At 50.9% G+C, this 21,532-nt stretch carries 18 protein-coding genes; 7 read left to right on the top strand and 11 right to left on the bottom strand.

The features are described from left to right. Positions 1-982: 982 nt before the first annotated feature. Both SNR34_RS25845 and SNR34_RS25850 read right to left on the bottom strand, forming a co-directional pair. Positions 983-2,518 carry a replication initiation and membrane attachment family protein gene (locus SNR34_RS25845; protein WP_236414636.1) on the bottom strand — a complete coding sequence of 512 codons (1,536 nt, stop codon included), beginning with the start codon at positions 2,516-2,518 and terminating at the stop codon, positions 983-985. Between the two features lie 381 nt (positions 2,519-2,899). Further along, complete coding sequence (locus SNR34_RS25850; protein WP_236414637.1) at positions 2,900-3,193, bottom strand: YuiB family protein; 294 nt, start codon at positions 3,191-3,193, stop codon at positions 2,900-2,902. Positions 3,194-3,422: 229 nt separating this feature from the next. Between SNR34_RS25850 and hemQ the strand changes: the two genes are divergently transcribed. Beyond that, positions 3,423-4,169, top strand: coding sequence for a hydrogen peroxide-dependent heme synthase (gene hemQ / locus SNR34_RS25855; protein ID WP_236414638.1), 747 nt, complete (start codon positions 3,423-3,425; stop codon positions 4,167-4,169). Positions 4,170-4,260: 91 nt separating this feature from the next. Here hemQ and SNR34_RS25860 read toward each other — a convergent pair whose 3' ends face one another. Together SNR34_RS25860 and SNR34_RS25865 are read right to left on the bottom strand one after the other, a co-directional pair. Beyond that, the gene (locus SNR34_RS25860; RefSeq protein WP_236414639.1) at positions 4,261-4,512 is read right to left on the bottom strand and encodes a hypothetical protein; all 252 of its coding nucleotides are present in this window, start codon (positions 4,510-4,512) and stop codon (positions 4,261-4,263) included. Beyond that, positions 4,509-5,702 carry an NAD(P)/FAD-dependent oxidoreductase gene (locus SNR34_RS25865; protein WP_339274451.1) on the bottom strand — a complete coding sequence of 398 codons (1,194 nt, stop codon included), beginning with the start codon at positions 5,700-5,702 and terminating at the stop codon, positions 4,509-4,511. The genes SNR34_RS25860 and SNR34_RS25865 overlap by 4 nt, the downstream gene beginning before the upstream one ends. A 642-nt stretch (positions 5,703-6,344) precedes the next feature. Here SNR34_RS25865 and SNR34_RS25870 point away from each other — a divergent pair. Together SNR34_RS25870 and SNR34_RS25875 are read left to right on the top strand one after the other, a co-directional pair. Next, positions 6,345-7,346: an NAD(P)/FAD-dependent oxidoreductase gene (locus tag SNR34_RS25870; protein ID WP_486180512.1), complete on the top strand. Its 1,002-nt coding sequence runs from the start codon at positions 6,345-6,347 to the stop codon at positions 7,344-7,346. A gap of 84 nt (positions 7,347-7,430) precedes the next feature. Continuing rightward, positions 7,431-7,685 (top strand): hypothetical protein, encoded by a 255-nt coding sequence (locus SNR34_RS25875; RefSeq protein ID WP_236414642.1) that lies wholly within the window; start codon positions 7,431-7,433, stop codon positions 7,683-7,685. A 23-nt stretch (positions 7,686-7,708) separates the two neighbouring features. Here SNR34_RS25875 and sda read toward each other — a convergent pair whose 3' ends face one another. Both sda and SNR34_RS25885 read right to left on the bottom strand, forming a co-directional pair. Then, complete coding sequence (gene sda, locus SNR34_RS25880) at positions 7,709-7,852, bottom strand: sporulation histidine kinase inhibitor Sda (protein WP_236414644.1); 144 nt, start codon at positions 7,850-7,852, stop codon at positions 7,709-7,711. 351 nt (positions 7,853-8,203) lie between these two features. Continuing rightward, entirely contained in the window at positions 8,204-8,866 is a 663-nt protein-coding gene (locus SNR34_RS25885) for a YheC/YheD family protein (protein ID WP_339278478.1), read from the bottom strand. A gap of 250 nt (positions 8,867-9,116) precedes the next feature. Here SNR34_RS25885 and SNR34_RS25890 point away from each other — a divergent pair, with 250 nt between their 5' ends. Next, entirely contained in the window at positions 9,117-9,368 is a 252-nt protein-coding gene (locus SNR34_RS25890; protein ID WP_236414646.1) for a hypothetical protein, read from the top strand. Between the two features lie 26 nt (positions 9,369-9,394). Beyond that, positions 9,395-10,921 (top strand): Ppx/GppA phosphatase family protein, encoded by a 1,527-nt coding sequence (locus tag SNR34_RS25895; protein WP_486180513.1) that lies wholly within the window; start codon positions 9,395-9,397, stop codon positions 10,919-10,921. Here SNR34_RS25895 and ppk1 read toward each other — a convergent pair. After that, complete coding sequence (gene ppk1 / locus SNR34_RS25900) at positions 10,881-12,962, bottom strand: polyphosphate kinase 1 (protein ID WP_236414651.1); 2,082 nt, start codon at positions 12,960-12,962, stop codon at positions 10,881-10,883. The genes SNR34_RS25895 and ppk1 overlap by 41 nt on opposite strands. A gap of 266 nt (positions 12,963-13,228) precedes the next feature. On the opposite strand from ppk1, the gene SNR34_RS25905 reads away from it, so the two are divergent. Then, positions 13,229-13,456 (top strand): hypothetical protein, encoded by a 228-nt coding sequence (locus SNR34_RS25905; protein ID WP_236414653.1) that lies wholly within the window; start codon positions 13,229-13,231, stop codon positions 13,454-13,456. Between the two features lie 369 nt (positions 13,457-13,825). Further along, entirely contained in the window at positions 13,826-14,875 is a 1,050-nt protein-coding gene (locus SNR34_RS25910) for a glycoside hydrolase family 53 protein (RefSeq protein WP_486180514.1), read from the top strand. A gap of 140 nt (positions 14,876-15,015) precedes the next feature. Here the strand turns inward: SNR34_RS25910 and SNR34_RS25915 are convergent, their stop codons facing one another. The 4 genes from SNR34_RS25915 to SNR34_RS25930 all read right to left on the bottom strand — a co-directional run bounded on the left by SNR34_RS25915 (position 15,016) and on the right by SNR34_RS25930 (position 21,531). Continuing rightward, positions 15,016-15,657 (bottom strand): NAD(P)-dependent oxidoreductase, encoded by a 642-nt coding sequence (locus SNR34_RS25915; RefSeq protein ID WP_486180515.1) that lies wholly within the window; start codon positions 15,655-15,657, stop codon positions 15,016-15,018. 223 nt (positions 15,658-15,880) lie between these two features. Further along, a complete protein-coding gene (locus SNR34_RS25920) occupies positions 15,881-16,939 on the bottom strand; it encodes a carbohydrate binding domain-containing protein (RefSeq protein ID WP_486180516.1) in 1,059 nt (352 codons plus the stop codon). Then, positions 16,846-19,782, bottom strand: coding sequence for a fibronectin type III domain-containing protein (locus tag SNR34_RS25925; protein WP_486180517.1), 2,937 nt, complete (start codon positions 19,780-19,782; stop codon positions 16,846-16,848). Before SNR34_RS25925 ends, SNR34_RS25920 begins: the two co-directional genes overlap by 94 nt. 507 nt (positions 19,783-20,289) lie before the next feature. Beyond that, positions 20,290-21,531 (bottom strand): VWA domain-containing protein, encoded by a 1,242-nt coding sequence (locus SNR34_RS25930; RefSeq protein ID WP_236414660.1) that lies wholly within the window; start codon positions 21,529-21,531, stop codon positions 20,290-20,292. Position 21,532: the final 1 nt, after the last annotated feature.

Here is a 21,532-nt window from a genome sequence, read left to right on the forward strand (position 1 = left end):
TTTTCTTTAGTTTGTACCTGCCAATCTTTAATTTGGCCCTATTTGAAAACGATTTCATATATTATGTTAGCCATACGTTTATAAAGGAGGTGGACGCCGGCTTTGTCGTGCTTGCTTGTACCGCACGAATCAATCACACAAGGCCACTGCGAGTGCAGTACCATCTTCCGATCGCTGTTATCCCCAGATTTTTTTGGATTCCCCTTATTAAGGGGAAAATTTGGTGATAAGCCTATGCTTCCGATGCAGCTTTCTTTCAGAATGCTTTCCGGCGAACGCTTCGCTTCTCCAGATTGGTTCTGCCTCTTCGTTAACGTGTGTATGTTGTTTGCGGTTTATATATTTTCGATTTTACGATGTAATTGCGTGTTCATAGCATGACAAAGGCGAGCCCCTTCACTAGGGAAGCTCGCCTTTGATTTATATAAGCTGGTTGCATTCGCATAAGGTCACTTTGTGCAAGACGCGATCGATGCGACGAACGGTACTCGGCGGAACATTCATATACTGTGCTCGGCACGTTGCCTTTGGCAGCCCTCATTCCCCTTGCGGCGCTAACGAACCTCACACACCTTATTCCGGGTTATGGTACCGTCTTGGGATTCTAACGAACCTCAGGCACGTTATTCGGGGAACCGACGCTACTTTGAGGCCAAATACAGCCAATTAGCGGCGCTCATGTTCGTTAGAAATTTCAGCGCAACTACAACCTGCAAATAAGACGTCTCATGTTCGTTAAACGTTATGCGGTTAAACGTTAGCGTTGAGCGCTAAGCGTTGTGCGCTAAGCGTTTAGCGTTAAGTGTTGACGTTCTGCGTTAGCGTTAGCTGTTAGCGTTAAGCGTTTTTGCGTTAGCCCTCCGCGTAAGCTTTCTGCGTTAAGCTTCAGCGCTTAGCATTCGCATCCAGGCACTGTCCTTTGCGTTAATCTTAGCCCGCTATGTCCCCTTTGCACAACGCCCTCGCCTAACCATTTCCCAATCTATGATGTCCCTTGCTGTTTGCTGGCCTGCATCTGCTGCGCGAACCGCATCATTTCCTCGAACTCTTCCTCGGATATGGCGTCGCTGTCCGCCACGGCATCCTGTACGATCGGAATTTCCGGTTTAGGTTTGGTGCCCTTGCCGTATGTACGCGTGCGTGTTCCGGCTGCACCGGCAGCCTGCTTGCCTTTGACCTTGGATTGGTCACGTATATACTGAACGGCCTTCTCGTACGTGTTGACTTGTTTGAGCAGCATGTTGGACGCGATCGCTTCGACGAAATTGCGGTTGATCCGCTGCTCGCTGCCGGAAACCATCAATGCCATCAAATAATGAATGAGCACGTTAATGACTTCGCCCGGCAATTTGTAGCTGAGATCGATTTTCTCGAAGATGTCGATCAGGTTGTCCGGCACAGCCCCGGGGAAAAAGGTCTGCAGCAGCCGGGTATACGGCTCGTTGCGCAGCATCATGTTGTACTGATGAATGTCGCATTTGCTCGCAAACTGCGGAGGCACCTCGACGTAATACTCCATCTGCACCACATGCTCCACGGGCGGTTCCGCATCCGCCTGCTGCGCCGATTCATCCATAGTCTGCCTTAGCGCAACCACTTTCGCCGCCTGCACGGTCTGTTGGTCCCGGCGCCGTTTCGTTTGCCGCGACAACAGACTTGCATTGCGCTGCAGCTCGTCCAGCAGCAGTTCGCCCTGCGGCGTAAAGATATCGTCTTCGTCCAGCAAACGGCATACGTCCTGCACGCTGAGATTGAATTTGTTCACCACGTAGTTGACGCTGCCCAGCTGCTCATGGTCAAAACGAAGCTTTTCCACATGGCGGCGATTCGCCGACTCGCGCGGAAAACGCAAAATGATGTCGGCATAATTCAATGTCGGTTCTTCCATGCCAATCTTCGCGACCCCGCGCTGAGCCGACGTCGACACCTCGGACAGCGCCTGCTCCAGCTCATAATCGATCACATGGGTGTTCAGCTCGAAAATCTCGTAAAACGGAACCGAAATGTTTTCCTTGTTCGCCGCTGCCGGATATGGCGCCTCGCCGCTCTCCAGGGCAGAAAAACCGGCACGAAGGGACAGAACGGCGAATTTGCCGATTTTGTCGCGAAGCAGCAGCGTCAGATGCTGGGTCCTGAAAAATTCAGCCGGAGACAGCGGTGCCTGCAGCTCGTATTCGTAGATGTAATCGTCGTTTTCCGGAATATACAAGCGCGAAGTCTGAAGGAGCCCTACTGCTTCCAGTTTGGACGCTTGCTCCGCCAAATATTTACGCCCTTTTTCGCTAGGCTCAAGCCCCAACGTCATAAACAGCCTGCGCTGCTGCTCCAGTGGTGAATATCCGACCTGTTCTCCGGGGAGATGCTGGAATAGCAGCCGATAAAGACCAATCGCAAATGCACCCACCATAGGCTGGTAAGCCCCTGTCAGCATACGGTCGTCCAGGGCGCTAAGCCCAAACTCCCTGTATACGCAATAGCGGTGATGTTCGGTAAAATGCAGCAAATTGTTCATGCGCATGGCCAGTATCTCCTTCTCCCCAAAAGTTTGTTTATCTATTCTATCACAAATGCCCGATCCTCAAATGCCCAAAAACAGGCGAAAAAAAGGTCCGTTCTCGCTCCGTTTCGTCCTAGGTCGACAGCATTCACGTTTTCGCAAAGTTGCTAGAATACTATAAAAGCTGCGGCACCGAAATACAAGTGAAACTATTGAGAAATAGAGGATCTTTATGGAAAATACGCTTGTTTCCCTATGCTATGCAGCCTAATTGCAGCAACATTCCTTTTTTGGACATAAAAAAAGAAACCCTGTTCTCGCCCCATTCCGCAAAAAGCGGAAAAGAAGGCACAAGGCTCCCCTTATTTAACGGCTGTTGCATCAAACCAACTGCTGTCTGTTTCAAAACATTTTGTAACCGCCAAGCCTGAGTTTCCGAATAGCCCAGCCGCTGATGACGGCTCCGGCCAGGCCGGCCACACCCGTGAGATAGTCAACGATCTGGAATGAAGCCAGATGAGACATGAGGGTGCTCGCATGATCCCATAGCGAATAAACCACGACAGGCAAAATCACGATCACGAATAGATAGGAAGGAAACCATGTCGTTTTCATTAACATATTCAAAATGAAACCGATACCAAACATCATTACAAAAAACAAAACCATCAGCACCAGCACAGGGATAAACTGCATCGGGCGACGTTCACCTCTTCCTTCCGCTCTTGGGCATCTCTTCCGGTTCGTAGTTAGTTTACCGTAAAAAATGTGGCGAAGCAACGAACTTTCTGGATAAAATCCCCTTTTGTTTGCCGCGAATCATTTGCCCTTCCGCTTCCGATTGGGATACAATGAAAACGGTATTGTCACTAACCCGTCCCGTTCGCGGGATTCGGAAAATATAAACCTCAGGAGGAACAAGTCAATGAACGAAGCAGCATCAACGCTGGAGGGCTGGTATGCCCTGCACGATTTTCGGTCGATTAACTGGGCAGCCTGGAAAGCAGCCGACGATGAGGAACGCGCCGTAGCGCTGGACGAGCTGCAGGAATTTTGGAAAGAGTGGAAGGACGTTGAGGAATCCTCCAAAGGAAGCACCGCGGTATACACCATCGTCGGGCAAAAAGCCGATTTCGTCATGATGCATCTGCGCGAGACGCTGGAAGATCTGAAAGCCGTCGAGAACGCGTTCAACAAAACGATGTTTGCCCAATATACAACCAAAGCCTACTCCTATGTAAGCGTGGTCGAGCTCAGCAACTACCTGGGCAAAGACGGTGGTGACCCGATGCAAAATCCGGAAATCGTCGCTCGCCTCAAACCGGTATTGCCTCAAAAACAATACATTTGCTTCTATCCAATGAACAAAAAACGGGACCTGGCCGACAACTGGTACATGCTGTCCATGGACGAGCGCCGTTCATTGATGCGCAGCCACGGCCTGATCGGCCGCAGTTATGCCGGCAAAGTAAAACAGATCATCACGGGTTCCGTCGGTTTCGACGACTGGGAATGGGGCGTTACGCTCTTCGCGGACGATGCGCTCCAATTCAAGAAGCTCGTGTACGAAATGCGTTTCGACGAAGTCAGCGCCCGCTACGGCGAGTTTGGTTCCTTTTATGTGGGAAGCTTGCTGAACGAAAGCTCGATGGAAGACATGCTGAAGCTGTAGCAGCGCTCGTCCAATCCAAGGCACAAAGCAAGACCAAAAAGCACCGAGCAACATCCATCCCCGGATGCCTGATCGGTGCTTTCTTTCTATGCTATTCATCTTCGGCGTCTACCGCTTTCAACGATTCCAAAAATTCGGCTGTAGCACGGTCCCTGTCCCGGCTCTTCTCCTTCAATCGCTCGATGGCAGGCAAAATAAGAATGTCGACCTCTTTTTGCACGATGTAGGCGAGGTCGTACTGATTTTGGTCCTCCAGATAGCCGCCGACCTTCATCAGATCGTTGTACCGGTCAAGCTCATCACGCGTCAGCAATCCCCGAACCTGAACACTGCAATGTCTCATCCAAAAAACCGTCCTTTCTTCAGCACGAGAGGAATGCCTCCAATAATGAACAGATAACGAAGATCCACCAGCTTTTTCAACTGAGCCGCCTTCCAGCCCTTGTATTTCTTGCCGTTGACCACGGCGATGGCTTCTCCTTTTCCAAGCGAAGCTACCGTACCTTTGCTGGCAAATGCAAAAGACTGCGGCGCTTTGCCGCGAATGTCGGCCACGATGTTTTTGGCACAGTTGACGCCTTGCTGCATTGCGATCTGGGCCGTAGGCGGATACGGTCTGCCTTCAGGGTTAAATACGATCGAATTGTCGCCGATGACATAAACGTGCTCATGTCCGGGCGCACGCAAAAATTCGTCCACCTTCACGCGGCCCCGCATCACTTCCAGTCCGGCCTGCTCCAACAATCCATTGCCACGAATGCCGCCGGTCCATACCACGGTTGCAGCTTCGATTTTTTCCCCTTCGCCCACAATGACGCCATCCGGCAAACATTGTTTGATCGGAACGCCGATTTTGAAAGTGACGCCTTTTTTCTTCAGCACGCCCATGGCATGTTCAACCAGTTCGGGATCAAAGCCCGGCAGCGCCGACGGGGCAGCCTCCACATTGTAGATGCGCACTTTTTTGGGATTCACGTCGAACTCCTTGCATAATTTCGGAATGCGATCGGCAAGCTCTGCTACAAATTCGACGCCGCTGAATCCTGCCCCGCCGACGACAAATTGGATCCGGCTAGCTTTATTGTCGCTTTTATATAATGCAAACTGATATTCGATATGCTCCCGAATCAATCTGACCGAATTGATGCTGCGAATGGTCATCGCATGTTCCTGCATGCCCGGAATGCCAAACGTCTCGGGTTCCCCGCCAAGCGCGATAATCAAATAATCATAGGAAAGTGTGCCGTCTTCCAGAATGACCTTGCGATCTTGAAGTCTGATTTCCTTGACGGAAGATTTGACCAAGTCGATTTTGAACTCGTCAATCAGCTTCGAAATCGACACCCGCGAATTTTCGATCGTATCCGTGCCTGCTGCCGGCATATGTAGGTGAGTCGTAATATAATGATAATCATGCCGATTCACCAAAGTGACGTCGGCTTCATTATAGTTCAGTTCTTTCTGCAGCCTCTGGGCCGTCAATACTCCGCCATACCCTGCCCCGAGGATGACGATCTTGGGAATGCTGCTCATGTCTTTACCCCTTCCGGTTTCGCTTGCATCCACCATATGTCTGAATGGCTGCAACTTGCATTTACTTACAACTATTGAACAGGTCTTATCCATTATGACAACAAATGTAAAGTCGAAAAAGTTTGATGGTTTTTAGGAAATCGTTTTACGTTTTACGTTCTACATTCATCCAAACTCCGCTTGCGGAATGCATCCGTGTTAAACGTTCGGTGGAATCGCATGCATAATATGAAAGAATCGTTTCGAATCTATATTTGTCCCGTTGGAGGGCCGCACGCTCATTGCAACGCAATTCAACTGTGAAATTGGACACATGTATGCCTAAAGTATGGATGCTGTCCTCCTCCGCCAAAAAGGAAAGGATTCTGACAAAAAAACACATAGTACAGGACAAGAATAGCTGTAATCCTAGTAAATATCAAGGCTTTTTTGCCACTTTTCATAACCTTTCATTTCCAATTTCATCCTTTTCTCACCGGATCTTCATCAATTATTCCCATATTCAGCGAATACGCAACTTTGCAACCCCGTTTTCAACGTTTATAATTGAGAAGGATATTCAGTTACGCGTACGGATACGGTTCGATCCGTCCATTTTTTTTCGGTAACTACCTATATAAACTAGAAAGGTGTTGTTGATTGTTGACTGCACAAACGAACGGTCATGAGATGACCGATTTGCTTATTATCGGCGGTGGACCTGCGGGATTGTTCGCTGCGTTCTATGGCGGAATGCGCCAAGCGTCCGTTACGCTGGTAGAGAGCATGCCGCAATTGGGCGGACAGCTGGCCGCACTCTATCCGGAGAAATACATCTATGATGTTGCCGGATTCCCGAAAGTGACTGCACAGGAACTGGTAAATAATCTGATCGAGCAGATGAGCCACTTCAACCCGAATATTCGTCTGGAGGAAAAAGTCGTTTCGGTCGAGAAAAAGGACGAGCGCCACTTCATCGTCAAAACCGATGCAAACGAATACCATGCCCAAGCCGTCATTATTACTGCGGGCGTCGGCGCATTCGAACCTCGCCGTCTGGAACTCGAAGGCGCGGACAAGTTCGAAAAAACGAACCTTCATTATTTCATTAGCGATCTGAACGCGTTTGCCGGCAAAAAAGTGCTGATCAGCGGCGGCGGCGACTCTGCGGTAGACTGGGCGCTGATGCTTGAGCCGATTGCCGAGCAAGTGACGCTCGTTCATCGGCGGGATAAATTCCGTGCGCATGAGCATAGTGTCGAAAACCTGATGAATTCGAAAGTCAATGTCGTGACGCCGACCGAAATTTCGGAAATTCACGGTGACGACCGCATTACCAAAGTCACGCTGTCCCATGTCAAAACCAAAGAAACACAAGAGATTGAAGTCGATGACGTCATTGTCAACTTTGGATTCGTTTCCTCGCTTGGACCGATCTCCGAATGGGGAATCACCATCGAAAACAATTCCATCGTCGTGGATTCCCGGATGGAAACGTCCATTCCTGGCATTTTCGCTGCCGGCGACATTACGACCTACCCGGGCAAGCTGAAGCTGATCGCCGTAGGTTTCGGAGAAGCGCCTACCGCCGTCAACAATGCCAAAGTATACTTTGATCCGGATGCGAAATTGTCTCCGGGACACAGCAGCAACATGAAGCGTTAATCGGCTGTCAAGCCCCTTCATAAAAGACACAAAAAAGGGTATCTTACTCCTGAACAACGATCTTATCCTTCAGGAGGGATACCCTTGTCTTATATATGCCCGCTTTGTAATGGCCTTATTGTTCCGGCGCAGGCTTGTCCCCACTGCCTTCAGGGGCTGTCGGAATGCGGCAAATTGGACGATTACACCGGTCCTTACAGCCCCTATACTTCCGGCATCACTTCTACCGGCGATGCGGAGGAGGCAGGAAGCGGTTGCATACATGTGCTGTACTGCGACCATTGCCAGACCCGTACGTTATGGTCCGAACCTCTATGGGACATATCCGGAAACCTGTAGCCTTGCCTGCAGTGAGGAGTTCTTTAGTGAAGAATGGCAGAAGCATTGGTATCCAGTTTGCGCTTATGGATTTCAGCCAAGAGCAGGGCGATGAAATCTCTCTCGAGATTGAGCTCAATCGCTTGATGGTAAGAATCCAATAACATCTCATCGGATAACATAGCCATTTCCACCCACAACCTTTCCTTTTTTTTCCTCGAAACTATCATATCAGAGATCCATAAAGAGAACAAGCGTTCTGTTATCCACAACAATTTGTGGAAATCCTGTGCATAGTTTGTTGATAAATGGCAAGAATGTTGACTATCCAACGTGGATAATGTGGACAGAATTTATGCACAGGATTTGTGGATATAACGATAGGCGATATATTAAAAAATATTTTTTGCATGATTCATAGTTTTACAGGCCGATACGTCTTATTACCCTATGCACCGCGGATTAAACCTGACCTGATCCTGACCTGCTTTCTTTTATTATCGGCTGGCATTCGGATTTGTTTAAGCTTTTCATGCGTTTTATTGGGGTCTGGTGTTCACTTCCAAAATCCATATTTTCCCTGAATAATCCAGGCCGTAGTCAAATCCAAGCTCTCCTATTCCTGGAAAGCGGCTCTCCATGATTTGGGTACAGGTCAGTGTAAGCAAGCGCATTTCCCGCCGTTTTCGTGCAGTGGACACATGCGGCAAGGAGTGCTTCAAAGCCGTTCTTCCATTTAGCATAGTTCCACCCCTGCTCAGATTGGTCACGCACAGGCCGCGCCGGGCCCATCGGCCCACCATGGAACGAAACGTCCATCCACGCTCGGTTTTGACGACCTTCACCCTGTAGTCCACGGCTCTTCCATGAATGGTAGCGAGGTGAATACCCTGTTGAATCAAATATTTTCGTTTAGCCTTTACCCGCAAAAGCGAACGGTACATCCTTTTGTAGCTTGAATAAGAACGTGTCGTTCTCTTATATTTATAACGGTATACGCCCCCGTGTGCGGACACCCGAATGACGCCGTAGCCCCCTGCCCCCACGATCGGTTTCACATATACCATTCCATACGTTCGGAGCATCTGTCGCAAATTCGGGGCATTGAACGCTACGGTCCGGGGGATGTGCGCAGCAGCAGCCGGATACTTCAACAGCGTTTCTGTTTTCAACCATTTGCTTGCAAGTTGTCTCGACATGATTGATCTCCTTTCGTGAACAATGGTCCTTCCTTATACATACTCAGCAGAAACCTCCCATTCTTGGATGTTTGTCCAAGGCCAGGACCCATTTCCTTGGGGGCCGTTCCCTTATGGGCTTGTTTGTCCGAAGGTCAAGTGCAGTTTGTTCGCCGCCTGCGTCACGTTGCTTTTCAAACGCTTTAATCTGTAATATGCTACTTAAGAATATATGGGTAATAGGATCAATAAGAGGACCGAAGGAGCGTTCATTATGGAATCGTTTTTCAAGTCATTGTACGGCATCGCCTATGTCGCCATGTTTATTGTGCTCTTGGCTGTCACCGTGCTGCTTTTTGTTACGGGAGTACGGCTGTTCATCCAAAAGCGGAATCGCGGATTCGCCGTAAGCTGTATTTTGTTCGCTTGTTTTATCACGTTCATCGTTGTTGTCATGCTGACAACACCCTTCTCCCCGCTTCCGGATTCGTCCGGAGCGATGGCCGCACTGTTGCAGTTTGGATAGATCACCCTGCGTAGAAGGAGATAAGTATGAATCAAAAAGGAACTCTCGGCATTATCGACATCGGCTCCAATTCCATTCGCCTCGTCATCTATGAGATGGATGCAGAAGGCGCTTATCGAATCATTCATGAGGATAAATATGCGGCAAGATTAAGCAGCGTGGTTGAAAAAGATGGACGGATTTTGCGTTCTTCATTGGACACCGCCATGACTGTACTGCAGCAATTCAAGGCAACGTGTGACGCATTTCGCACGAGCAGAATTCACGCAGCCGCTACGGCAGCCATTCGGAATGCAGCTAACGCCGATCAGATCATCGGGTGGCTGGAGGAGGGAACCGGGCTTGAAATCGAATGCGTATCCGGAGACCGTGAAGCTTATTACGGTTTTCTCGGAGTGATCCAGTCGATTGGCCTGAACGACGGGTACGTCGTCGATATCGGCGGAGGCAGCACGGAAATTTCTGTTTTCCGCAATCGGGAACGGCTGCATAGCATCTCTTTGCCCATCGGTGCCGTGAACTCCCATGCCCGCTACGGGAATGAAGACCGCTGGACGGAAAGCCATATCGAAAGCCTGCGCAGCGAAATCGTCCAGGCCCTCAGCGGGCAGGAATGGATAAGCCAATACGCCGGACTTCCCCTGATCGGCCTGGGAGGTACCATGCGTACACTTGCCAAAATGGAGCAGAAGCGGACGCAATATTCGTTGCCGGTCACGCATCATTACGAGATTAGCGCTGCGGCGATGGATGCCATGTACGAGTCCATGCCGCAGCTGACCTCGGCACAGCGTAAAAAGATCCCGGGATTGGCCAAAGACCGGGCCGATATCATCGTGCCTGGCATCATCATTTTGCGCACGGTATTCGAACTGATTCAAGGAGACCGTTACGTCGTCAGCGGAGCGGGCTTGCGCGACGGAATTTTACGCGATTTGCTGGCTCCATTCTATCCCTTGGCGCCGACGGCACTGGAAGATAGTGTCCGCAATTTCCTTCATTTCGGTCCAGCTATGCCAACCGATCGGCTGAAACGCGTATACGAGGACTCTCTTACCCTGTACCGTGCTTTATACGGCAAGGAGCCGTCGCCCGAAGATGACCGCATTTTGTACGTGGCCTCGATGCTGCATGGCGCCGGCAAACAGATCAATTACTTCCGATACAGCCAGCACTCTGCATATTGGATCATGAATGCCGGCATTTACGGACTTTCACACCGGGAAACCGTGTTATCCGCATTGGTCGCCGACTATCATCCGAAGAAAAGAACGAATCAACTGCTGCAAAAACACAAGGACATCTTGCTTGCATCGGACGATCACCATGCGCACCATCTTGGCTCCATCGTGCAAGCAGCCCAAGTCATTCATCGCGCCGGGCGTATATCGTCCATGACGGCAACGCAAAAAAACGGCTCGCTGCAGATGAATTTCACCTGTACAGCCGAGCCGTTACTCGAATTGAAAGGTTTGGAAGATGCCATGAAGGATCTGGAAGACGCATGGAAAATCACGTCAGCATATTCGATTCTTCCGGCTTCCAAGGAATGATGCCCATCGCCTCCGTCTGACTTCTCAGCGGGGGTTCTTCGTTTTGCACAAACACGTAATTGCCGCTAGGCAAGAGCTTTCTCGCCTTCACGTTGTCTCTGAGCGACAAATTCAAAATTTCCACAAGCATCCGCTTCAAATCCGGATCGAATACGGGACACATCAGCTCGATCCGGCGCTGCAGGTTGCGCGTCATCCAGTCGGCGCTGGATATATACACATCCGGATTCCGGTTATTTTCAAAGTAGAACAATCTGGAGTGTTCCAGGAACCGATCCACAATGCTGATGACGCGAATGTTTTCGCTCAATCCCTCGACGCCGGGACGCAGACAGCATACGCCTCGGACGATCAGATCAATCTGCACGCCGGCCTGGGAGGCCAAATAGAGCTCGTCGATCATATCCTGGTGCGACAGCGAGTTGATCTTGGCGATGATCCGTGCCGGACGCCCTTTTAGAGCATGCTCCTTCTCCCTGCGGATCAAAGCAAACAATTCATCTTTCATGCCGTCAGGTGCCACGCGGAAAGCTTTCATCGATTTGGGCCCGGAATATCCGGTAATCTCGTTGAACAACTCGGAGGCATCTTCCCCGATGACCGGGTTGGAGGTGAACAGCCCTACGTCCGTATATACTTTCGCCGTACTCTCGTTGTAATTCCCCGTCCCCACGTGCACGTAACGACGCAAGCCGTTTTGCTCCCTGCGCACGACCAGAATGATCTTGGCATGGGTTTTCAAACCGACAAGCCCGTACACGACGTGGCAGCCTGCCTTCTCCAACTTGCGGGCCCAGGCAATGTTCCGCTCCTCATCGAAGCGTGCCTTCAGTTCAACCACGACCGTCACCTGTTTGCCGCTCTCTGCAGCATGGGCCAAGGCCGGAATCAGGCGAGAATCGCCGTTTACCCGGTACAGCGTCATCTTGATCGCCATCACTCTTGGATCTTCCGATGCTTCAACGACGAAGTCGGTGACCGGTTCAAACGACTCGTACGGGTGATAGACCAGCACATCCCGCTTGCGCAGCAACTCGAAATGGCTCTCCCGCGGCAAAAATTCCGGCGGATAGATCGGCTGCACGGGACTATACTTCAGATGGCTAAAGCCCTCAATGCTGTCCACGAACCCCGAGAGGAAGCTGAGATCGAGCGGTCCATCGATTTCGAATACCGGGTCCTCGATCTCAAACTCCTCCTGCAGCTCGGCCAATGCGTCTGGCCGGAAATCCGTGCAGATTTCGAGTCGGACGGGTGCCCCCCGGCGTCTGCGCCGCAATTCTTTCTCAATCGCTTCGAGCAGATCCTCAGCTTCTTCTTCATTAATGGAAAGATCCGCGTTGCGGGTGACCCGGAACTCCTGCACTGCCAGCGGAATGAACCCGCTGAACAGCGTCGTCATATGATGCTTGATCAGATCTTCGATCAGAATGAACGTTTTCTTTTTGCTGTTTGCACGCAGCGGCACTTGAATGACCCTCGGCAGATTGGAAGGAACCTGAATAATCGCGAATAAGGGCTCGCCCTCACTCTCCTCTTCCTTCTGAAGAAGCACCGACAAATACACCGATTTATGATGCACCAGCGGGAAAGGACGGCTTTGGTCCACTGCCATTGGGGTTAACACTGGAAAAATGATGTCATGATAATATTGATCCATGGCGCGCTGCTGCGTCACATTCAAGTCATCATATTCCTGAAGAACGACGCCTTTTTTGGCGAGCAGACGAATCAATTCACGATAGGTTTTGTATTGTTCGGATACCATTCCACCAATGCGCTTGATCAATCGCCGATACAGACCGGAAGGCGTATACCCCGTAAAATCCTTTTGCGTAAACCCGGCCTTGATCTTTTCCTTCGTTTCCGCTACCCTGACACTCATGAACTCGTCCAGGTTGCTGGCGACGATTCCCAAAAACCTCAATCGTTCCAGTAAAGGCGTTTCAGGATCCTGTGCCTCCTGCAGCACGCGCCGATTAAACTCGACCCAGCTTAAATCGCGGTTTACATAATTGCCTGTTTTGATATCTCTTTGCATGTCTGGCCTCCGAATGTGTTGCATATCCATCAATGTTACATGTACTTGTTATAATTGTACTATTCGTGATTGGCAGCAAGCGTCATCGCAGTGTAAAATCAGTGTAAAATTTACGTAAATCATACCGCATCTCGGTGACTTTTTCCATCCCTTTACAAAGGGAGGCAGACAAGGTAAAGTGATGTACAGAATCGCTTGAGCCGGCATTTTTTTGTTCGGAAATCCTCCGAATTCATATCGCATCTATATATAAGAAGGAGTTTAACATGAAATCCAACAAACCCAGAACATTGCATAAAAATATAGAATTTTTTGCGGCTGCGCTTTCCCAGTGTACGGTAACGGCATGGCAGGAAGATCCCGCAGGCGTATATTGCGAGGTGGGCCGCGGCATCGTGGAACGCATCAGCGACGAAAGCGTACGAATTCGCAACGACAACGGCACGAAGAGTCATTTTGCACGAGACATGACGATGTTCCAGACCGAGAAATAAAATTTTGCGCAATTGTAAAAAAAAGCAAAAAAGTGCTGGCATTTTAAGCGCCCGTGATGTATACTCGTCTCACAAGGAAAGGAGGTGCGTCAACATTAGTTATTCCATGTTGAACGTGTCCCTTACCCGATTCAGCCGTTCAAATTAAGTTGAATGGTTGAAGGCGCGGGATACGGATCAAGGCTTCACATAGCGCCACGGGTAGAAAGACCGTCTTCGGACGGTCTTTTTTCATGTCCGAGAACGCGTGCCAGCGCAAGCTTGTTGCAAAAACAACCAAAATATTGGAAATGGACCCTGTAGGCAGATGCCCCTAGGCAACTATAATGAGGGTGCAACTCATCCTAATATTCAGGGAGGAATATTTGAATGCCGAGATTTGTAAGGGGTTACAAAATATCCATCGTATTGGTCTTTGCTTTGCTGTTCACCTCGATCGGGCTGCCTGCCAGCCAGCATGCCGATGCAGCGCCAAGCTTTGCCAAAGGGGCCGACATCAGTTGGGTTCCGGGGATGGAAGCACAAGGGTATAAGTGGAAAGATAAAAACGGCGTGCAGCGCGACATTATCGATATCCTCAAAAACGACTATCAAATCAACTCGGTTCGTATCCGCGTTTTCGTGAATCCTTCAAATGATTACGGAAACGGGTACCTGAACAAAGATCGCGCCGCAGCGCTGGCCCAACGTGCCAAAAACGCAGGCATGAGCGTGATGCTCACCCTGCACTATAGCGATTCATGGGCCGATCCGGGCCAGCAAACCAAACCTGCCGCGTGGAAAAACTACACGTTCCAGCAATTGATGGATGCCGTATGGAATTATACGCGCGAGGTCATGACGGCCATGCAGAGCAAAGGCGTGACACCCGACTGGGTGCAGATCGGAAACGAAACGAGCAATGGCATGTTGTGGGAAGACGGCAAAGCGTCGGTGAACATGAAAAACTACGCCTGGCTTGTCAATACCGGCCATAATGCCGTCAAATCCATGAGCGCCAACACCAAAACGATCGTTCACCTCGCCGGCGGGGATGACAACGCCTTGTACGTCTGGAACATCGGCGGGCTGATCAGCAATGGCGCCAACTTCGATATGATCGCCATGTCCCTGTACCCATCCGCTTCCGGCTGGAATACTGCAGTAACCAATGCCGTGAACAACGCCAAAGACCTGATCAACCGTTACGGCAAAGAAATCATCGTTTCCGAAATCGGCATGGACAACAATCAGCCTGCCGCAGGCAAAAGCTTCGTTGCCGCCATGAAAAACCAATTCCGCAACCTTCCTAACGGCAAAGGCAAAGGGGTGTTTTATTGGGAGCCGCAAGCCACTCCGGGCTACAATGGCGGATACGGCAAGGGAGCATGGCAATCCAACATGATGCCGACCATCATGCTGGAAGGCTTCATTGACTAAACAGCAGATGCCCCATATTGTGTGATCTCACGATGAATCAAACAGCCTTGGCTCGAATATCCGAACCAAGGCTGTTTGATTATATATAGCTGGAAGTACTTTACTTTACTTTACTTTACTTTACTTTACTTTACTTTACTTTACTTTACTTCGCCGACTACGGTGAAGCGCTCGTTAACATGTTTCGCATTCTCGATCTCATCCACCAGAGCGATTGCATAGTCAGCATAGCTGATATAGCTGTTGCCTTCGCTATTAACCATGATAACGTCATGGCCTGCCTGGTATTTGCCAGTGCGAGCGCCTTTCGGATTAAAGAAGCCTGCCGGGCTCAGAAACGTCCATTGGATACCTGTGGAAGCTTGCAGATCCTGGAGGTTTTGCGTTTGGTTCGACGCGGTCGCTTTATATGCTTCCGGGAATCCCGGGGAATCGACAAGACGCTGCGTCTTGGACTCGTCCGTGAACAGGCTGCCCGCACCGCCGACAACGATCAACCGGGTGTTTGGCGCGCCTTTCAAAATTTGAATCAAGGCTTGTCCCACTTCTACATGCATATGCTCTTTGCCAGCAGGCGCACCAAACGCGTTGACGATCACGTCAAAACGTTGGGCATCTTCGGAAGTCAGGCTGAACACATCCTTCTCCAATGCGTTCACGCTTTTGTCCTGCAGCTTGGATGCATCACGCACGATTGCGGTGACTTCATGCCCTCTTGCTCTGGCTTCCTCCAAAATGAAGTTGCCGGCTTTGCCCGTTGCTCCGATAATTCCGATGTTCATCATGATCTCTCCTTTAACGTTTGGGATGGAATATACTAATCATATTATGTTCAAACTTCATAATGTAACTATATCGGTTACAACAATATTTGTCAACCGACAGGCACAAAGAACCTCTGCTCACCCTGACGATGAGCAAAGGTTCTTACTTGATATAGCGTCTTGAAACCACAAGCGGCTCGTTTATTCAAAACGCTGCTTCTTTACCGCTCCTTTATAGCTGCTATGCGCTCTTCCGGCTGTGCAAACGCCATACCTCTGTTTGATCTGCCAAAGCCAAGGGTTCCTCGAACGGGATCGTCCCGTAAGCCGTCTGTGCTCCGGACGGCACACCCGGAGTAATGTTCCCCGAATGGTAGGTACTATTGCCAAGCGGGAACATATAGTTTTTCCCACCATTGTTGTCCCATGTGCCGCTGCCGTTGTTGAACACGGCCTCCAATCCCGATGCGGCTCCTACGTCAATCGTGATCTTATAGTAACCGGGAACCTCCGCCGCCGTCATGGCTACACCGGGAGGTGTCGTCCACGTCCCTCCTGCAGGGCGATAATGAATATTTGGATTCGCGTATCCTTGCTTATAATAGATGGTTACGCTATTGCCCTGCGGAGCTTCATCCGTCGTAACGCCCTGTTCTTCGCTGGCTTCCGAATGATTGGAGGCAGCATCATAGGCAATCACCTTATATCGGTACGTCGTTGAAGGTTGCAGCCCTTGATCGGTGTAACTGGTCGCTTCGCTGCTCCCTACCTTCGTTCCGTCACGAAAAATCTCATAACCGACCACGCCGACATTGTCCGTCGACGCATTCCATGACAGCGTCACGGAATGGGGCGTGGTAGAGGCAGCTGCGAGCCCTGTCGGCACGCTTGGCGCTGTCGCGTCCACCTGAGGGGCACCGGGCGTTATTTTGCCATTGCTGTATGTGCTTGTGCCTAAGGGGAACATGTAGTTTTTCCCGCCATTGTTGTCCCATGTGCCGCTGCCATTGTTAAATACGGCCTCCAGTCCGTCCGCCGAGCCTACATCGATGGTCATTTTGTTATAGCCGGTGATTTCGGCCGCAGGCATTTGCACGCCGGGAGGAGACGTCCATGTTCCGCCAGCAGGGCGATAATGAATGTATGGAGTAGCATATCCCTGCTTGTAATAAACCGTAACCACGTTTCCATCCTCCGTCTGGGCCGTTACCGGTAAACTGACGGGAGACTTGTTGCCGGCAGCATCGACGGCCTGAATCGTATAGGTGTAACTGGTTGCCGGCGAAAGCGCAGCATCCATAAACGAAGTGCTTGCGCTATCTCCCACTTTAATCCATCACGGTAAATGTCGTAACGGGCCACGCCGTAATTGTCGCTGCTGGCGTCCCATTCCAGCGCTACGGACGATGCGGTAACAGCCTTCACCGTCACGTTGGCAGGAGCGGTTGGCGGCTGCGTGTCGGCTTCCAACGTTCTCACTTTTAACGGTTTGCTGAATTCCGAGCTGTTATTGGCCTTGTCTATGGCCTTCACGGTGTACTCATAATCCGTTTCGGACGTGAGACCGGTGTCGGTAAAGCTCGCAGTTCCGGAACTGCCGGCCTTGATCCCGTCACGGAAAATATCGTATGACTCCACGCCGACGTCATCTTCGGGCACTTCCCACTCCAGAGTAATGCTGCGATCCGTAACCCGGGACGCGTGAATCCCTGTTGGTGCAGCCGGCGGCGTCGTGTCCACGACAAGGAAAGGATGTGTGCCCTCGATATTTCCTGCGGCATCCTCCACGATTTTCCCGGCAGCGTTCTTGCTGTACTTGCCTGTGCCGACGTAAACGGTCTGAATCTCGCTGCGCGTCACGTTTCCGTTCTCATCCACGGCTTCGACGTAATAGTCCACCAGTTGATCCCGGAACTCGTTAAAATACGTGTAGTACAGGTCGCCGATTTCTTGTGCAGGCACTCGCTTGAACATATCGGTGCTGCTCGGCTGCCAGGCAACGCCGTTGATATCCGGTTGTAGATCCCGCTTGTTCATCGGGTATTCCGTCCACCCGCTGACTTTGTCCGGATCGATGTTCGGCACGCCTTCGGCTTGAAGTCCCGCCGGATCGTATACGCGGAACGTATTATCCCGGGCATCCGCCTCTTTGTCCCGATGCGTGCGTACCTTTACCTTGATATCCTGGATTCCGCTGACATCATAAGCGTACGTATAGATGCCGAACGTATTGTCAAAATAGTGCAGCGTCCATCCTTCGGCTTTGCTGACGTTTGCGCTGCCCGGGTTATACGGATAACGCTGCGGCCACCAGACCGAAGGGCCGGTTCGATCCTCCGCCAGCTGGCTGTTCACATAGGGCTTGGAAAAAAACAGCGACTGGTTGAAGGAGAGCGTCGGTTTCACGCCGTCATCGACATTTTCGTCGTAATATCCGAAACCGGAATCCAGCGCGGGCAGCAGAAAATACCAGCTCAGTTCGGCAGGATTGGCACCGCCGCTGTAATCGTTGGCCGGGTCTCCTTTGACCGGATATGCCATCATCCATGGATTCAACTGATTGCCCTCATACGTAATTTCGTGATCAAGCGCCGTCGTTGGCTGCCAATGGTTGGGGTGGCTGTCAAGCCATATCTGTTCCGCGGTTTTGGCGTAATTGAGGGCAGCCTGCTCCAGAGCGAAGTTACGCTCCAGATAGTGGTATCCATATTCGAACGACACCGTCATGCCTTCTTCCACGCCGTCCAGATTCTTTTTAGGCTTCAGATCAAGGCCTGTGGCTTGATTAAAAGCATCAAACTGACCCTTCCAAATACCAAACGGTAGACGCCAGTGATACCAGGTCGGATCGGAAGACGAGTCTCGCGTATCAATCCATGAGCCGTCCTGAACATGGACTACGTCTTCCTCGTCAGGCGTATTTGTGCGCAAATACTCGTTAATGCTCTCTCCCTTCACGCCAGACTGCGCATAGGTCACGTTAGCCGCGTTTCTCCATGTTTCCTCGGAGCCTGCGCGTCCCGAAGAGTTGTCTCCGTCATGGGCGATGACAAAGAACTGCTTCTGGTCGACCAAACCTTCGAACGGTTTAAGCGCATCCGCCTTGGCCGATCCTTGATATCCTTCTTCCCACGACTCGGCCTGGGCAACGGGAATGCCTACGACTCGGCTCTCCTCACCCGTCTCCGGATTGACATGCCGAACCCAATGCGGCGTGGAAGCAAACGGATATTTGTTGTAGACCACCTGCTTTTCGTTAAACATAGGCGAGGATACCCAAGACCCAACGTCACTGGTGTTCTGCAGGTCGGCCCGGTTCGGTGGCGAGATCATCGTATCTTTGCCGGGATCGTTCAACAGCGGGTAATCCTTCAATGTACGGGAGAAATGGTTGTTGCCGATGACCGACCACTCGATGCCGAGTTTGTCGAGCACCGGGATGATCCGTTCCGAGAAGCCAAGCTCGGTCGGGAAAAATCCTTTCGAGGATTTAAACGAATCCCCCAGAAAGAAAGGCTGTGCCATCACTGCATTCTGGTAAATCAAATCCTTGAGCAAATATTCGTTGCCCGCCAGCGGTCCCATCGAATGGTGCCCGGAGAAATGAACGAGGTCCATCGTTCGCTCCCCGTTGGTTGTTTTGAGATTGTTGTATGCATTTTTCCAGGGAGCGCCCCAATTCACATTGTTGTAACCGTTTACATTATTGGTGTACATAAAACTGTTCACGTTATTGAGCAGCGACCCTGACATGGTAACCTGCATGCCCGCGGCAGGATAAAGGTTTTTCAAGTCGCTTGCCACCTGCCAGGGCCAGGACAAGTAAGCTCCCGTTTTGGCATGGTGCGTGTAATAAGCCACCAGATCATCATGCGGCATGGGTGCTCCACTGGGCAAATGATACGGATAATTGGCTGGAGGATTGTTTTTCAAGTCGACGACCTGCCCGTCATACGTATAACGGATGGGAGAACCCACCGGGGCCGAATGGTATGTGGACGTGTCATAGTAAGCCCAGAAATTCGGCATATGATTGTGATATACGTGGGTTGCGGATATTTCAGCGAAAACAGCCGATGTCTGTATTGTAAATACAAGCGGTAATGTCATAAGAATGGCACCAAGCTTGCGTACAAACTTCATGTTTTACCTCCCTTGATCTGATCCTTTGCAAAATTCACCCTAAACAGTCCTACAGTCGGCATATGCATGATATGCCTTTGCGGTCAGGTCATTATCCCCTTGCTCCATAACCGTTCTGTTCCATCTTCCCTCCTTTCTGTCGATCCCCGCAATCCGTGCTAATGGAGCTAGGTCGCCTTTTGCAATCACGGTTCATCCTTCATAAGAAATGCGATGATCTTTTTCCTTTTTTTGTTATTGCGCAAACGTTTGTTCAAATTTCAATGAATTTTCGTGCCATTAACCTGCTTGAACCAAGGAATTCTAAAGCAATCTCACATTTCAAACTCCTTATTATTGCAAACGTTTGCACAAACAATATACCTTTAAATGGAACGAAATGTCAATCATTCATTTTCTGCGTCGTCCTCTATTTGATGATGCAGTTAGGGGATGAGACAAGCCAAAACAAACGTTAGCAAAAAGGACCAGCCAATAATCTGGCTGATCCCATATGCACCATCCCGCTTAACCTTTTTCCGAGCTCAATTTCTTCGCCAATTCGCTCATATCGCGGCCCTGTAACGCTCCTGCCACCAGTTCAGGAAGCATGCCGGGCGTACAAGCAAAACACGGTGTGCCGTCACGGGAGAGCTGCTTCGCCAGCCGTTCGTCATAGAATGGCCGTCCGCGATCCGACAGTGCCAGCAGGCACAACGTCCGCACGCCGGATTCCCGCATTTCACGCATGCGGCGCACCAAAGCGGATTGGTTGCCGCCCTCATACAAGTCGGTGACCAGAATGAACAGCGTTTTTTTCGGGTCCTCAATAAAGGGCTCGCAATACGCGACCGATTTGTTAATATCGGTTCCTCCGCCGAGCTGAATACCGAACAACATATCTACAGGATCATTGGCGCACTGTTCCGTCAGATCGACCACTTCCGTATCAAATACAACGACCCGGGTATCCAGCGCGGGCATGCTTGCAAAAACCGCTCCCGTCACCGAGGCCCAGATGACCGATTCGGCCATCGAACCGCTCTGGTCAATGTCGAGGATGACGGTCCATTCCTTATTTCGTCGTGCCCGGTCGAAATAATAAAACTTTTCGGGAACGAGAATGCTGCGTTCACGGTCATAATGCTTCAGGTTGCGCTGGATCGTCCTTTTCCAGTCCAGTCCGCTGAGCGAAGGGAGAGGGGTATGCTGACGCTTGTTCAGTGCGCCTGTCACGGCCCGCCGCATGTCTTCCTTCATGCGTGCCATCAGGTCTTCGACTACGGCCTGTACGAGCAGGCGTGCCGTTTCCTTCGTCTTTTCCGGTATTTTTCCCTTAAGCGCCATCAATGTGCCCACCATCTGAATGTCCGGTTTGACCGTTGCAAGCAGTTCGGGCTCAAACAACAGCTGCTTCCAGCCGCGGCGCTCAATCGCGTCATTCTGGATGATCGAGACAACGTCTTCCGAGAAGAGGCTGCGCACGTCGCCTAGCCAACGGGACAGATTAACCGCCCCCCTGCCGCCGCCTGCCCCGCGGCCCGATGCTCCGCTTCCCCCGGCACCTCGGCCCGAGCTGTTGCCAGGTGAACTGCCATCGGTATCATCGTAAATGGCGGCCAGGGCGGCATCCATGATCGCTTCTTCTTCGGTCAGCTGCAACGCTTCTTCCCCGGTCAACCCCTCCAGCTTTTCCTGAGCCGCCTCGCCCAGAATCAACCGCCAGCGGGAAACGGAGTGTTCTTGTCTTTTTTCCGCCTGATCCGTCATG

The organism is Paenibacillus sp. XP01 (assembly GCF_057364885.1).

Bases quoted from the DNA above. Each gene is read 5' to 3' on its own strand.
- SNR34_RS25890 (WP_236414646.1), top strand. From the start codon at position 9,117: ATGGAATCGTTTTTCAAGTCATTGTACGGCATCGCCTATGTCGCCATG.
- SNR34_RS25860 (WP_236414639.1), bottom strand. From the start codon at position 4,512: ATGAGACATTGCAGTGTTCAGGTTCGGGGATTGCTGACGCGTGATGAG.
- SNR34_RS25915 (WP_486180515.1), bottom strand. From the start codon at position 15,657: ATGAACATCGGAATTATCGGAGCAACGGGCAAAGCCGGCAACTTCATT.
- SNR34_RS25910 (WP_486180514.1), top strand. From the start codon at position 13,826: ATGCCGAGATTTGTAAGGGGTTACAAAATATCCATCGTATTGGTCTTT.
- SNR34_RS25850 (WP_236414637.1), bottom strand. From the start codon at position 3,193: ATGCAGTTTATCCCTGTGCTGGTGCTGATGGTTTTGTTTTTTGTAATG.
- SNR34_RS25865 (WP_339274451.1), bottom strand. From the start codon at position 5,702: ATGAGCAGCATTCCCAAGATCGTCATCCTCGGGGCAGGGTATGGCGGA.
- hemQ (WP_236414638.1), top strand. From the start codon at position 3,423: ATGAACGAAGCAGCATCAACGCTGGAGGGCTGGTATGCCCTGCACGAT.
- SNR34_RS25905 (WP_236414653.1), top strand. From the start codon at position 13,229: ATGAAATCCAACAAACCCAGAACATTGCATAAAAATATAGAATTTTTT.
- sda (WP_236414644.1), bottom strand. From the start codon at position 7,852: ATGGCTATGTTATCCGATGAGATGTTATTGGATTCTTACCATCAAGCG.
- ppk1 (WP_236414651.1), bottom strand. From the start codon at position 12,962: ATGCAAAGAGATATCAAAACAGGCAATTATGTAAACCGCGATTTAAGC.
- SNR34_RS25895 (WP_486180513.1), top strand. From the start codon at position 9,395: ATGAATCAAAAAGGAACTCTCGGCATTATCGACATCGGCTCCAATTCC.
- SNR34_RS25920 (WP_486180516.1), bottom strand. From the start codon at position 16,939: ATGGATGCTGCGCTTTCGCCGGCAACCAGTTACACCTATACGATTCAG.
- SNR34_RS25930 (WP_236414660.1), bottom strand. From the start codon at position 21,531: ATGACGGATCAGGCGGAAAAAAGACAAGAACACTCCGTTTCCCGCTGG.
- SNR34_RS25925 (WP_486180517.1), bottom strand. From the start codon at position 19,782: ATGAAGTTTGTACGCAAGCTTGGTGCCATTCTTATGACATTACCGCTT.
- SNR34_RS25845 (WP_236414636.1), bottom strand. From the start codon at position 2,518: ATGCGCATGAACAATTTGCTGCATTTTACCGAACATCACCGCTATTGC.